Below are 13002 nucleotides of genomic sequence, written 5' to 3'. Positions count from 1 at the left end.
TGTAATCCTCAAATGATAGTTTGATAAAACCGCTATTTAACACCTGCATTTAATAGGTCATGAATAGTAATGACCCCTTCCAAGCGATTTTCTTTATCGACAATAAGCAGCTGATTGATCGCTTTTTTATTCATGATTGTTAAGGCATCAGAGGCACGCATATCCTTTGAAACTGTCTTAGGTAATGGTGTCATAATATCCGCCATTTTAGTATTCAAATCTATATGTTTTTCTAAAGCACGTCTCAAATCGCCGTCAGTGAAGATTCCCACAACCCGTTGCTTTTCATCTACCACGACAGCCATGCCCAGCCGTCCACTTGTCATTGTAAATAATGCCTCATGTAAGCTTGTTTCTGACGTTACCGTGGGAAGTTTAGTCTTTGTTTCATCACTATGCATAAGGTCACTAACACGCATCAATAACTTACGACCTAAAGCACCTGCCGGATGCGACAATGCAAAATCTTCAGAGGTAAAATTTCTAATATGCACTAAAGTGACTGCTAAAGCATCGCCTAATGCTAGTGTCGCCGTAGTACTTGAAGTAGGTGCGAGTCCCAAAGGACAGGCCTCATCAAATGCACCTAAAGTCAGTGACACATTAGCAGATTTCGGCAGCACGCCTCTGGTATCACGGCTAATACTAATTAGTGGTATAGAAAACTGTTTGACCACCGGTAATAGCGTTTTAATCTCATCTGATTGGCCAGAGTTTGAGATTGCTAATAGCACATCACCTTTAACCAACATACCAAGATCACCGTGTCCAGCTTCACCGGGATGCATAAAAAAGGCGGGTGTACCAGTGGATGCAAAAGTGGCGGCAATCTTGCGTCCAATATGCCCCGACTTTCCCATGCCAGTGACAACGACCCGACCTTTACAGCTTAAGATGAGTTCACAAGCTTCTACAAATCGCTCATCAAGCTGCTCAATTAAAAGCTCTAAGGCAGCTTGCTCAGTACGAATCGCTTGTATGGCATAATCAATATATTTATCTGTCTTTTGAATAGATAGCTTGGATAACATAGGATTTCTTATTTTTAAAACATCTGGTTAGCTATGTGGTTAATACGCTAAGTTTATCATATAAATAATAGTTGCGAGTAAATTGACTTCTGTAGACTGACCTAATTTTAACCATTCCTTTATTTTCACAATCGCTTTATTGCGTACAAAAAAACCCGCTCAGTGACAGCAGGTCTTAGTAAACAGAAGTAAAAATTATGTCATAGTGAATCAATCATCATCTTCAAATTTACTAGTAGACTCATCAGATTTGTCTAATGGCTTAGTAGGCGGTTGAAAGCCACGCTTTTCTAAAGCACTGTCCTCAAAACCCCTGCTTTCAAAGCTACGCGCCTGGGCACTTCCTGAGGCAAGACCTCTGTCATCAAAGCTCCTATTACTCTCAAAACCTCGCTCGTTAGCAAAACCTCGCTCTTGAGAGAAACTGCCTCGCTCTTGGTTAAAACCCCTCTCCGTAAAGCCACTGCGATTAAAACTGGTGCGTTTATTTGTAAAACCACCCCCTTCAAAACCAGCGGAACCTCGATCAAATGCCCCGGCCGCTGGAGTACCAGAAAAACCACTTGGAGCTTGGAGGTTACTGGATGAATGCATACCACTTACCGAAGTAGACGAGCCACTAGTGCGTGGATTACGTGCAGGCACTACTGTAGAAATAGCATGTTTATATACCATTTGACTAACCGTATTTTTTAACAGTACCACATACTGATCGAATGATTCGATTTGACCTTGCAGCTTAATGCCGTTGACCAGAAAAATGGACACCGGAATACGGTCTTTACGTAAAGCATTTAAAAAAGGGTCTTGTAAAGTTTGTCCTTTTGACATTGTGTGTCTCCTATTTTTTTTAATTTATTATCGATAATTATTATCTATGGATGACAAAGTAATGTGTAAGTATTTAGATCAGTAGCAATATTTACAACAGACAATATTTACAACAAAAAGTTATTTAAAATTTAAAGTTATTCTTATTTTATCAGTTATATTTAATAATTTATGTATTATTTAATGTGTTTTCTACAAAAGTAGCTCACGTATCACATTCATTAATTTAACAACTAACGTCTAACAATGTTTTGATTATTAATAGTGGTAATTTTAGAAATTTAGATAGGAACAATGTCGTAAAGATATCTTATAGCTAAAGCTGAGCGAATAAAAAATCTTTAGCATCTTTAATGCTCGAAAAAGGATACACAACTTTAGACACACGGTTATTCAAAGCATCAGGAGTGATAGATTTATTGGTTTGGGTCATTGCAAAAATCAAATTCTCAGAATGCACGACATCTGCCTTTTGTGTTACGCAGACAGTAGAATGAGTGTTCACTAAATTTCTTAACCACGTATACTGACGTTTGGCAAGTTGTCTTGTAGCATATAGTGCCTTATTTTTCATGTCTTGACAAGCGACCTCCAGCTCGCATGATCGTGCATTATCTTGTGTCTTATGACCATGATTTTCATTCGTTAGTATGTGTTGCATTACTGGATGTTTGGTATTCATTAGATAATCTAAAACTTGTCGGTAACCCACACAGCGCATAGAAGGAGTGTCAGGCGTTAGCGAGTAATGGTTCAATAAATGTAACACTTCATCAAAAAAACCAGCCTCCCACATTTGCTGCAATCGAAGCTCAATTCGCTCATGTAACCATGCTCTTTCAGGCATAACCGCTAGACCCAACCAAAACTGTTTTGGATGATCAGCTATCGCCTGTTTAGGCAGTTTTTGCCATTCACTGAGTGGCTTTCCTGTATAATCATAAACTTCAACAGCACGAGTTATACGCTGAGTATCAGTCGCATTGAGACGCTCAGCAATGTCAGGGTCTACCTGTTTCAGATAGTCATGCAGTACCTCAATACCCGCATTCTGTCGCCACTTCTCTACCTTGATTCGGGTCTTTATGTCTGTTTCTGGAACCGGCGATAATCCCGTAAACATTGCCATGTAATACATCATGGTACCACCAACCAATAACGGTATCTTACTGCGGGCATGAATCTGTTCAATCAGTATCTCCACATCTGCTACAAAACTAGCCACACTGTAAGTTTCGGTTGGATCAATAATATTAACCATGTGATGGGGATAACGACGCAATTCCTCTGCACTTGGCTTAGCAGTGCCAATATTCATATCACGATAAATGAGCGCAGAGTCTACCGAAATAATCTCAAACCGCCCTGTATCATATAACTCATATGCTAAAGAGGTTTTACCACTTGCTGTTGGCGCCATCAGACATACCACTGCATTTTCAGGTAGCTTGTTTAAGCTTAATACCTGCTCTACAGTATCGTTAGTGGCGTCTGTATGCTGCTCTAACGTATTAGTCATTTAAATGCTCATTCAATCGTCTAGCGGGTTAGTAATTTGGGTAATAGTGGGTAATAGAATGATATTTATTAAATTGTCTTTGTTAAATGAGCCTTTTTACATAGGCTGACTTATATAAATTTGGTAATTATTCACTCAGCTTTCTATTAGCGAAAGCTTGCTTTAACAGGGCAACCATAACCTCTTTATGGTTCATCCTGACTACTGCAAACTTTTTGAGATACTCATGGGCATTATGATCCTCTTCAGCAGCTAAATGCTGGATAAAGCTAGTATTTAAATAGTCAAGCTTCTCATCTACGTCAAGAGATAAATAGTCATTTGGAAACTTAATGTTATTGATCGACAGGTAATGTGCTGAGTTGTCAGTACCGGCATGCACTGTATTGTCTAAAATAGGGGCAATATTCTTATGCCAATACGTAAATAACCTGAATTCGCTCATCAACAAAAAACTATTATTAACCTGTATCAATACTAAAGCGCCCTCTTCAAAAGAATAACGTTTAGACAACTTTGATAAGCCACTATCATCTAATAGCCCCTTAAGATCTCTGGCATCTCCTAATATAGCCAAGCAGCTTATTAAACTATCAGACTGTATACTCTTTTCTGAGGGCAGTCTGGAAGACGGAATATGAAGTTGCTGCAAACTCTTAAGAAGCAGGTTATTTGTAGGTGCAGTAATATTATTATAGGTACTATATCTAACCTTATTAAATGAATCGTTAATATTTGACAGTTGGTATCGCTGTGGCTTTTCAGAAACTGATCCACTCGACATCCTAGTGTTTGAATGAGTAGCATTTGAATAAGTAGCATCAAAACCTTTTAAATAAGGATATTTTTCGCCAGCTTGCTTTTTTCTATCTGGCTCGTTTTTATCTGATTCGTTTCTACCGGACTTTTTGCGAACCCTATTTTCGTATTCAAGATTGGCTTGAGCTGATTTAGTGGTTTGCTTGTTTACCCATGTTTGCAAACCATCTCGAACGCCTACTTTAAGATGTGCCGTTATATTTGCTAAATTTTGTATCTTTATACATCGTTTAGAAGGATGCACGTTAAGATTTAACCAAGAATGAGGAAGCTGAAAAAACAACACATAGCCTAATTCATTTAGTATAGTTTCAGTATTATTAGGCTGAAAACTTGCCACACACTCACGTAGGCACTGTGCAATTTGTTTATCTTTTACTAACCGCCCATTTATATAGATCAATTTGAGATTTAAAGTTGCTGAGGTAAAACCTTTGGCTTGAGGCATTATCAGCCCAGAGATATGACAAATCTGTGCAGAATCGACTTGAGGCGCTAATCCTTCTAGAGCTATATTAATGGGCTGAACCATTGCTTCAAAAGTTGAATCTGATTGCGATGCCAAACTTGGCAATATTATTTGCAATCGAGACATCATTCCTTTTGCAGTCTCTAAAGGGGTTTTAGTTGTCGTACAATAACCTTCCGACTTGGGCCGAATAGACTCAAAATAAAAACGGCGCCTATCATTATGCCAAAGGCTGATATCAATATCACTAGCCACTAACGCTAGCTGCTTGACAACGGATTCAATATGACTAAATTCAGTAGAAATGGACTTTAAATTACCACGCCGAGCTGGCACATTAAAATACAGATCTTTAACAGTAACGGTTGTGCCTTGCGGTTGAACAACCGGTATGAGTGACGGGGTATCCTCTAAAATACCCGCAACAGTTAGCTCACGACCAATACCACTATCATCACAACTACTTTTAATGGTAAGCCGCGACACTGCTGCTGTTGCTGCTAGGGCTTCTCCTCTAAATCCTAATGTGGAAATGCCCTGTAAATGCGCAACATCTGCTATCTTACTGGTGGCAAATCGCGTCACTGCCATTACCATGTCATCTGGATGAATACCACAGCCATTATCACATACCTCAATCAGCCCCATGCCGCCTTGAGTAATTTTGATAATAATTTCGCTTGCACCTGCATCAATTGCATTTTCCATTAACTCTTTAACAACCGAAGCGGGGCGCGTGACCACCTCGCCAGCTGCTAATTGATTAACAAGTAAAGGAGGAAGTTTTTTTATACGATTACTTTGTAAACGATTACTTTCTAAACGATTATTCAGTTGAGCTTGGGAGGTTTGAGTGGTGTTGGAAGTCATTAATAAAGGTCTGATATAGTGATTTATAGGTTAAGGACTGTATTATTGATGAATAAAGTAAAGCATATGTGCATTGAGTTTGTTTATTTTAGAGAGGCTCAAAGCTAAATTCTATACAGCCCCTAATTGAGACGCATCAAAACTAGCATCATCTTCATAATCAATACTGACTTGACGAACCTCATCCTCAGACTCATTTTTTACGATTTTAATATGAATCGTCATCACTGGCTTTGGCAAATACTGTTTTGCCCTACTCGCCCACTCTATAATTATCAGCGCATCATCGTCTTCCAAATACTCTTCGAAGCCAATGAAAGACAATTCTTCGGGGTCTTGCAAACGATATAAATCAGCATGGTAAACGGTCTTAACTCCAGATTGAATTGTAGCATGACTACTTAATTGACAATGGCTTAAATCATAAGGTTCAACCAATGTATAGGTTGGGCTTTTGACGGCGCCCGTATGTCCTAGTTCTCGAAGCCAATAGCGGGTTAATGTGGTTTTACCTGCCCCCAAATCGCCTGACAACCAGACATTACCACTTATTCCTGCTAAGGCAAGCTTTCTAGCGAGAGCTTTCGTATCCTCTTCAGAAGTTAAAGTAAGCTCAACTATTTTCTTCGTCATAAAAACCCTACTCAAAACCATTTTTTATTTTTAAATCAAATGTTTATCAAGATTTAATCTCTACTCTACTTAACCTGCAACTCAACCTCAGGGTTGACAAACTTTTTACCAGAAATAAGTTTGTCATACATATTTGAATCATGCCACTCAGCTTTTACCTGATCACTAAATTCGAAATCTTCCAATCTCAGAGCTCCCATTTGTACGTTTGCCACATCCTCAGCAAAACACTGTGCATAGCCGGTTGCTGTCTCGTGTACGATCACTGAATAAACACTAACATCTGCTTCACCATTAGTGGTTTGCGTTTGCTTAAGAATACTTTGCGCCCAGAAAAAAATAACTCTTGAAAACTGCTCCGCAGAAGGAGACACTGGCAAGCTAATCCAGCGTGCACTAAACTCTTTACACATCTCAATATAGTCAGGATTATCTTTATTCCAGAAGCAGATAGCATGATCAAAACTATCAATAATATCTTTAATAGATGACTTAAGTAGCCCAAAGTCATAAACCATTTGTCCGTTATCCAGCCTATCTGCTTGTAAGATAAGCTCAATTTGATAACTGTGACCATGTATCGAACGCTTGCAGCGATCTGAGCTACAATTACGCACTATGTGTGCGTTTTCAAATTTAAATAGCTTACGTATTCGCATAAAGGGGCCCTAAGCTTGAATATAAAGAAATTTTGATAAAACACATGGGTTATTGGCTAAAGTATATACCTAAAGTAATAATGCCAACATACTTATAATTAACCACTAAGCCATATATAAACTAAGAAGAATGAGAAAAGTTACTAAGGGTTAAGATGAAAGTGCCTTAATCACATCCTTCTCTATCGCATCAGGTTTAGTCGTTGGCGCATACCTATCAACAACCCTACCATCACGACCTATCAAGAATTTGGTAAAGTTCCATTTTATTTTATCGGTTAAAAACCCACCTTCCTGACTTTTTAACCACGTATAAACTGGGTGTTCATTGTCGCCATTAACATCAATTTTATCCATCATTAAAAAACTAACGCCATAGTTCTTTTGACAAAATGCACCAATCTCTTCGCTACTCCCATGCTCTTGAGCACCAAACTGATTACAAGGAAAACCTATAATGACCAACCCTTGCTCTTTATATGCTTGATATAACTTTTCTAGACCCTCAAACTGTGGGGTAAAGCCACACTTACTGGCAGTATTGACAATGAGTAACACTTTCCCCTCAAAGTCTTTAAAGTTAACCAGATTTCCTTGGATGTCCTGTGCGCTAAAATCATATAATGTTGCCATTAGTATTCCTTTGTTTTTATAGGCATTAAGTTAGACTTCAAAATAGTACCGTCATTAAATCAAATAGTGTCATTTAAGTAGTGTCATTTAAATAGCGTCATTAAAGTATAGACATTAACCTTTTCTTAACCTTTATTAGGATCGAAATCTATAGCCACTGAGTTGATACAGTACCGCATTCCTGTGGTATCTTTTGGTCCATCTGGAAATACATGACCCAAATGACCACCGCAGTTACGACAAGTGACCTCAACACGGCGCATACCATGAGAGGTATCGAGATGCTCCTCTACTGCTGAGTCATCCAAGGTTGCGTCAAAACTTGGCCAGCCGCACCCTGCATCAAACTTATTATTTGAGTCGAAAAGTTTTGCACCACACCCTTTGCAGCGAAATACCCCTTTTTCATTTGTCTTATTATGAATACCTGTAAAAGGTCGCTCAGTGCCTTTTTGACGTAACACATAATATTCTTCATCTGATAAACGAGAACGCCAGTCGGCCTCCGTTAACTGTTCGATTTCTGACTTACTCAATTGATTATCTTGCATTACTTTTTCCCTCATAGCTGGTAATAACAGAATGTTTTTTACTACATTTAACACAGTGTAATTTTAAGCAGTTATAGGCTATTTTATAGTTTTCGACGTTTTATAAGATAAAATTTTAAGATTGACTATAGTTAACTATATGCGGTCTTATATATCATCTACAAACCCAATTATTTAAATTACCCCGTCCCGTTACATAATCACAATATAGAAAAGTAAAGAAAATTTCTGCTTAACCTCATGGTGTATCTGATATTTAAATGAGAATTAAGTAATAATTATATTCAATTTTGCAAGCATATCTTGCATAGAAACTATTGATAAAAAGTTTTAAATGCAATAATATCTTGCATTATACTATTGAATATATATATTTTATTAAGTAAGCGTCTCCCTTGAAACCAGCACGTAAAATTTTAACCACTACTCAGTATCTGAAGAGTATATTTATGACGGCACCATTATGACCACACTACCAAATATCACAGAACCATCAGAGTTTCAGGCTCAAGGCAAGCGTTTAACGCAGCTTCGCAAAGCAAAAGGATTAACCGCTGAGCAGCTGGCTGTCTTAATGACTAAGTCTGGCTCTAAAGTGAGCCGAGGCGCTATCTCTAATTGGGAACGGGGTATCAATGGTATTGTGTCTTCTAAGTTGCCTACCCTAGCTAAAATATTAGACTGTACTGAAGGTTATTTATTGCGAGGAGAGCTAGCAACAAGCTTGCAGACCAAATCGAATATCAACAACGACCTGCTTTCATCTACTTTAAATTCTAACACGGGTAAAACAGCCATGCCTAATGCCATCAAAAGCCCTTCTCGTAAACTAGTAAAAAAGTCAGATAAACTTCAAAATGTTTGTTATGACATTCGTGGACCCCTATTAAAAACAGCCATGCAAATGGAAGCTCAAGGTCAACGCATCATTAAATTGAATGTAGGTAATCCTGCCCCATTTGGTTTGGATGCCCCGCATGAAATTTTGCAAGACGTGGCTTTAAATCTGCATAAATCCACAGGTTATTCTGATTCACAGGGTATATTCTCAGCTCGAAAAGCGATTTTACAATACTATCAGTCTAAAGGCCTGTTAAGCGCAGTTGATGTACGAGATGTTTATTTGGGCAATGGCGTTTCTGAGCTTATTGTGTTAACGATGCAGGCATTGATGAATGATGGCGATGAAGTATTAATCCCCATGCCAGATTATCCATTATGGACTGCGGCTGCCAACCTCTCTGGCGGTACTGCGGTACATTATCGTTGTAACGAGGAGAATAACTGGCAACCTGATATAGAAGACATTCGTGCAAAGATTACGCATAAAACCCGGGGAATCGTCGTTATTAATCCTAATAACCCAACTGGGGCACTGTATTCTAACGAGCTGTTGCTTGAGATAGTTGAGATAGCGCGTGAGTACGATTTAGTAATCATGGCGGATGAAATCTATGACCGCGTATTATACGATGATGCTGTGCATACGCCTATGTCTACCTTAGCACATGACGTGCTTGTACTAAACTATAATGGGTTATCGAAGTCACATCGTATTGCTGGCTTTAGAGCGGGTTGGCTTATGATCTCAGGGGAGAAAGAACATGCCAGTGACTTTATTGAAGGCTTGGACATGCTTGCCTCAATGCGTCTATGTGCTAACGTACCAGCACAACATGCCATCCAAACAGCCATGGGAGGGTACCAAAGCATGCAAGCGCTTACTGATGAGTCTGGTCGATTATATAAACAGCGACAGCTGGCTATTGATCGCCTAAATGCCATTCCTGGTATCTCATGCACCTTGCCACAAGGGGCTTTTTATTGTTTTCCAAAAATGGACCGTTCCATCTACCCCATCGAAGATGACATGCAGTTTATGATGGATTTATTGGTTGAAGAAAAAGTACTTATGGTTCAAGGCACTGGTTTTAACTGGGATGTTCCAGACCATTTTCGAGTCGTCTTTTTACCAAACTTATTGGATCTTGAAGATGCAATGAATAGGCTAGACCGATTCTTTGCCAATAAACGTAAACAGTTTGGCACGGATACTCTATCAGTCTAATTTGAATATTTTATTATTAATAAAAAAGGGAGCATTAGGTTTAATGCTCCCTTTTTATCTTCATTTTAAGATTTATTAATACCAAATTTAAAAATTAATATAAGGAGGAAAACGTCTGTAAATGCTATAAATATTAGGTTTAACGGGTTTGATACAGTTAGTTTTTTTTCAGATGTGTTATCAGATTTATAGTTTTCGTTCTTTTAGATAATGCAGTATCTCGTTTTTATTTGAGCGTGTGACTAACCACTGGGCAAACTCTTCAGCTTTAGCAAAATCATTACCTAGTTTTTTTTGATATAACAGTTTAAAGTTATTCTCTCTTTCCTCAGCTTTCAAACGCTTTTGCCAAGGGTCACTTATCACTTCGGTCAATGCATTCTGCATTTTTAGATACTTAAGCAGCTGCCACTCACCACGATCTAGCCATATGTCATTACAGCTATGGCAAACATTTATGGTATTCTCATGCTCATTGTCTATCAAATATTTAAGGGTGTATTTGCCGCAGCCTTGACAAATCAAAGCACCATCGGTGTTTTCAACTTCGGTAAAATCGAAGTTATCCGCTACTTCAGAACCTTCTGCTCTTAAGTTATTGCTGTTTTTTAAGGTCTGAGCCTCTAACCACTCTCGATAGGCCGATAGATAAACATGTACACCATTACAGGTTATACATTTTAACGCCTCCAGGCTACCATCAAGCAGCGCGGGTTCTAGAGTATCTGTTTTACATTGATAGCAATTTAATGGCATGGGACTTCCTGTTTTTTGGTAAGGTTTTAATAAAATACACGATTACCAATTTAGTTTTTTAACTGAAAAACTTGTCTTTAGGGTACGTTTTTATTGGCAAGCATTATTGCCAAGTAATTATTAGCAAGTAATTATTGGCAAGTAGGTAAGTCGCTAACTAAGGGCTGTATGAGCCTTAACTAGCAGCTGAATAACTCGCAACTGCACGTTAAATAAAACAACCGTTAAATAATTAAATAAAAAGCTAATAAATTAATCATATCCATCATCAAAATATAACTAATACTGCCATGAACCATTAATTATTAAAACTAACTCACCTCTATACTGTTGAAATGGGTTAGTTGCAAAATCTATTTATAATAGACATGTAAGATACTATAAACCATCCTAAACTGGCTTAAAACTGTCCCTTAAACTCACAATCTGATTAAAGACAGGGGTTTCTTTTGTATGCTCCACACTGTCAGCCACAAAATAACCTTCTCGCTCAAATTGAAAGCGACTTTCAGCGTCTGAATTTGCAAGAGCAGGTTCAATAACCGCCTTTAGCACTGTAAGTGAATTTGGATTAAGCACCTCATGTAAATCATCCGCATTAGCGGGATCTTCCACGTCAAATAATTGCTCATAAATGCGCACAGTGGCTGGTACACCTTGTGTTGCCGATACCCAATGGATAACCCCTTTTACTTTACGATCTTCAGGGTTCTTGCCAAGTGTTGTTTTATCAATCGTGGCTTTAAGCTCAACCACATTGCCGGCCTCATCAAGTATATGCTCACTTACGGCTAAACAATAGGTATTGCGCAAACGTATTTCTGTCTTTGCAGGCGACAAACGCTTATAGCCTTTCGGCGGATCAAGCTCATAGTCGTCTTTATCAATATAAATGGTTTTGGTAAATGGAATTTCACGCTCGCCCATATCGATATTAGGGTGTTTAGGCTGAGTCAGCCACAATGCTTTATTGGTCTCATCCCAGCGGCCGGTCACACTGTCTGCTTTTAAACTTTCCCACTCGCTAACTGCTTCCTCAAAATTAGTAATAGTTACTTTGAGCGGCTTAAGCACTGCCATGCCTCGGGCTGTGGTATTTTCTAATGACTGACGAATACTAAATTCTAATAGACGAAAATCAACAACGCTGTCTGATTTAGTGACCCCAACACGGTCACAAAAATCACGTAGACCTTCTGGAGTATAACCACGGCGGCGCATACCAGCCACGGTTGGCATACGGGGGTCATCCCAACCACTGACAACGCCTTCATCAACCAATTGTTTTAGCTTGCGTTTACTGGTCATCGTATGATCAACATTGAGACGGCTAAATTCGTATTGATGGGGAGGATAGTCAATTCCCCCCTTTTCTCCAATCTTCTCAACAGCCCAATCATAAAAAGGTCGATGATCTTCAAATTCTAGCGTGCAAATTGAATGTGTAATACCTTCTATGGCATCGGATAAGGGGTGGGCATAATCGTACATGGGATAAATACACCATTTGTCGCCTGTTTGATGATGGTGTTGATGCATGACACGATATATCACAGGATCTCGCATATTCATGTTTGGGCTAGCCATATCAATCTTAGCGCGCAATACCGCTTTACCCTCAGCAAATTTTCCATTTTTCATATCGTCAAAAAGCTGAAGGTTTTCCTCAACACTTGCATTACGTTGGGGCGATGGTTTACCTGGCTCATTAAATGAACCACGATTTTCTTTTATTTGTTCTGGTGTTTGCAAGTCTACATACGCATCGCCCTGTTTTATAAGCTGAATGGCCCAATCATATAGCTGATCAAAGTAACCAGAAGCATGATGTGGCTCACCAGCCCACTCGAAGCCTAGCCATTCTACATCTCTTTGAATACTATCGATATAATCTTGTTTTTCAGCAGTCGGATTGGTGTCATCAAAACGTAAATTACACACACCGCCAAACTCTTCGGCAATGCCAAAGTTTAAGCAGATGGATTTTACATGACCTAAATGCAAATAGCCGTTTGGCTCCGGCGGAAAACGAGTGATGATTTTTTCATATTTATGTTGGGCAACATCTTCGCGAATAATATGACGAATAAAATCGTTTTTTTTGTCATTATTTATATTGGTGCTAACATTGCCATTAGTATTGTCGTTTGTCTTGCTCATTAA

At 38.8% G+C, this 13002-nt stretch carries 11 protein-coding genes; 1 reads left to right on the top strand and 10 read right to left on the bottom strand.

Going from position 1 to position 13002, the window contains the following annotated elements:
* Window positions 1-32 precede the first annotated feature (32 nt).
* The 8 genes from AC2SLN_RS02510 to msrB all read right to left on the bottom strand — a co-directional run bounded on the left by AC2SLN_RS02510 (window position 33) and on the right by msrB (window position 8015).
* Window positions 33-1031 carry a KpsF/GutQ family sugar-phosphate isomerase gene (locus AC2SLN_RS02510; RefSeq protein WP_486548735.1) on the bottom strand — a complete coding sequence of 333 codons (999 nt, stop codon included), beginning with the start codon at window positions 1029-1031 and terminating at the stop codon, window positions 33-35.
* 210 nt (window positions 1032-1241) lie between these two features.
* Window positions 1242-1862, bottom strand: a complete 621-nt coding sequence (gene hfq, locus AC2SLN_RS02505; RefSeq protein ID WP_486548736.1) for an RNA chaperone Hfq — start codon at window positions 1860-1862, stop codon at window positions 1242-1244.
* 316 nt (window positions 1863-2178) lie between these two features.
* Entirely contained in the window at window positions 2179-3282 is a 1104-nt protein-coding gene (gene miaA / locus AC2SLN_RS02500; RefSeq protein ID WP_486548786.1) for a tRNA (adenosine(37)-N6)-dimethylallyltransferase MiaA, read from the bottom strand.
* 226 nt (window positions 3283-3508) lie between these two features.
* Window positions 3509-5539: a DNA mismatch repair endonuclease MutL gene (gene mutL, locus AC2SLN_RS02495; protein ID WP_486548737.1), complete on the bottom strand. Its 2031-nt coding sequence runs from the start codon at window positions 5537-5539 to the stop codon at window positions 3509-3511.
* A gap of 111 nt (window positions 5540-5650) precedes the next feature.
* On the bottom strand, window positions 5651-6172 hold the full coding sequence (gene tsaE, locus AC2SLN_RS02490; RefSeq protein WP_486548738.1) for a tRNA (adenosine(37)-N6)-threonylcarbamoyltransferase complex ATPase subunit type 1 TsaE: 522 nt from the start codon (window positions 6170-6172) through the stop codon (window positions 5651-5653).
* 65 nt (window positions 6173-6237) lie between these two features.
* Complete coding sequence (locus AC2SLN_RS02485; RefSeq protein WP_486548739.1) at window positions 6238-6831, bottom strand: 6-pyruvoyl trahydropterin synthase family protein; 594 nt, start codon at window positions 6829-6831, stop codon at window positions 6238-6240.
* 150 nt (window positions 6832-6981) lie between these two features.
* A complete protein-coding gene (locus AC2SLN_RS02480; protein WP_486548740.1) occupies window positions 6982-7464 on the bottom strand; it encodes a glutathione peroxidase in 483 nt (160 codons plus the stop codon).
* A gap of 125 nt (window positions 7465-7589) precedes the next feature.
* Window positions 7590-8015, bottom strand: a complete 426-nt coding sequence (msrB, locus tag AC2SLN_RS02475; RefSeq protein ID WP_486530064.1) for a peptide-methionine (R)-S-oxide reductase MsrB — start codon at window positions 8013-8015, stop codon at window positions 7590-7592.
* Between the two features lie 463 nt (window positions 8016-8478).
* Between msrB and AC2SLN_RS02470 the strand changes: the two genes are divergently transcribed.
* Window positions 8479-10083 (top strand): aminotransferase class I/II-fold pyridoxal phosphate-dependent enzyme, encoded by a 1605-nt coding sequence (locus tag AC2SLN_RS02470; RefSeq protein ID WP_486548741.1) that lies wholly within the window; start codon window positions 8479-8481, stop codon window positions 10081-10083.
* A gap of 186 nt (window positions 10084-10269) precedes the next feature.
* Here AC2SLN_RS02470 and AC2SLN_RS02465 read toward each other — a convergent pair whose 3' ends face one another.
* Entirely contained in the window at window positions 10270-10839 is a 570-nt protein-coding gene (locus AC2SLN_RS02465; RefSeq protein ID WP_486548742.1) for a TFIIB-type zinc ribbon-containing protein, read from the bottom strand.
* Between the two features lie 390 nt (window positions 10840-11229).
* The gene (locus AC2SLN_RS02460; RefSeq protein ID WP_486548743.1) at window positions 11230-12999 is read right to left on the bottom strand and encodes a glutamine--tRNA ligase/YqeY domain fusion protein; all 1770 of its coding nucleotides are present in this window, start codon (window positions 12997-12999) and stop codon (window positions 11230-11232) included.
* Window positions 13000-13002: the final 3 nt, after the last annotated feature.

It is taken from the genome of Psychrobacter sp. CX90 (genome assembly GCF_057396305.2).
This window is presented reverse-complemented; position numbering and strand designations above follow the sequence as displayed.

What these genes read in the sequence shown, in the direction of transcription:
- AC2SLN_RS02510 (WP_486548735.1), bottom strand. Translation starts at nt 1,031, where the DNA reads ATGTTATCCAAGCTATCTATTCAAAAGACAGATAAATATATTGATTAT.
- hfq (WP_486548736.1), bottom strand. Translation starts at nt 1,862, where the DNA reads ATGTCAAAAGGACAAACTTTACAAGACCCTTTTTTAAATGCTTTACGT.
- miaA (WP_486548786.1), bottom strand. Translation starts at nt 3,282, where the DNA reads ATGGCGCCAACAGCAAGTGGTAAAACCTCTTTAGCATATGAGTTATAT.
- mutL (WP_486548737.1), bottom strand. Translation starts at nt 5,539, where the DNA reads ATGACTTCCAACACCACTCAAACCTCCCAAGCTCAACTGAATAATCGT.
- tsaE (WP_486548738.1), bottom strand. Translation starts at nt 6,172, where the DNA reads ATGACGAAGAAAATAGTTGAGCTTACTTTAACTTCTGAAGAGGATACG.
- AC2SLN_RS02485 (WP_486548739.1), bottom strand. Translation starts at nt 6,831, where the DNA reads ATGCGAATACGTAAGCTATTTAAATTTGAAAACGCACACATAGTGCGT.
- AC2SLN_RS02480 (WP_486548740.1), bottom strand. Translation starts at nt 7,464, where the DNA reads ATGGCAACATTATATGATTTTAGCGCACAGGACATCCAAGGAAATCTG.
- msrB (WP_486530064.1), bottom strand. Translation starts at nt 8,015, where the DNA reads ATGCAAGATAATCAATTGAGTAAGTCAGAAATCGAACAGTTAACGGAG.
- AC2SLN_RS02470 (WP_486548741.1), top strand. Translation starts at nt 8,479, where the DNA reads ATGACCACACTACCAAATATCACAGAACCATCAGAGTTTCAGGCTCAA.
- AC2SLN_RS02465 (WP_486548742.1), bottom strand. Translation starts at nt 10,839, where the DNA reads ATGCCATTAAATTGCTATCAATGTAAAACAGATACTCTAGAACCCGCG.
- AC2SLN_RS02460 (WP_486548743.1), bottom strand. Translation starts at nt 12,999, where the DNA reads ATGAGCAAGACAAACGACAATACTAATGGCAATGTTAGCACCAATATA.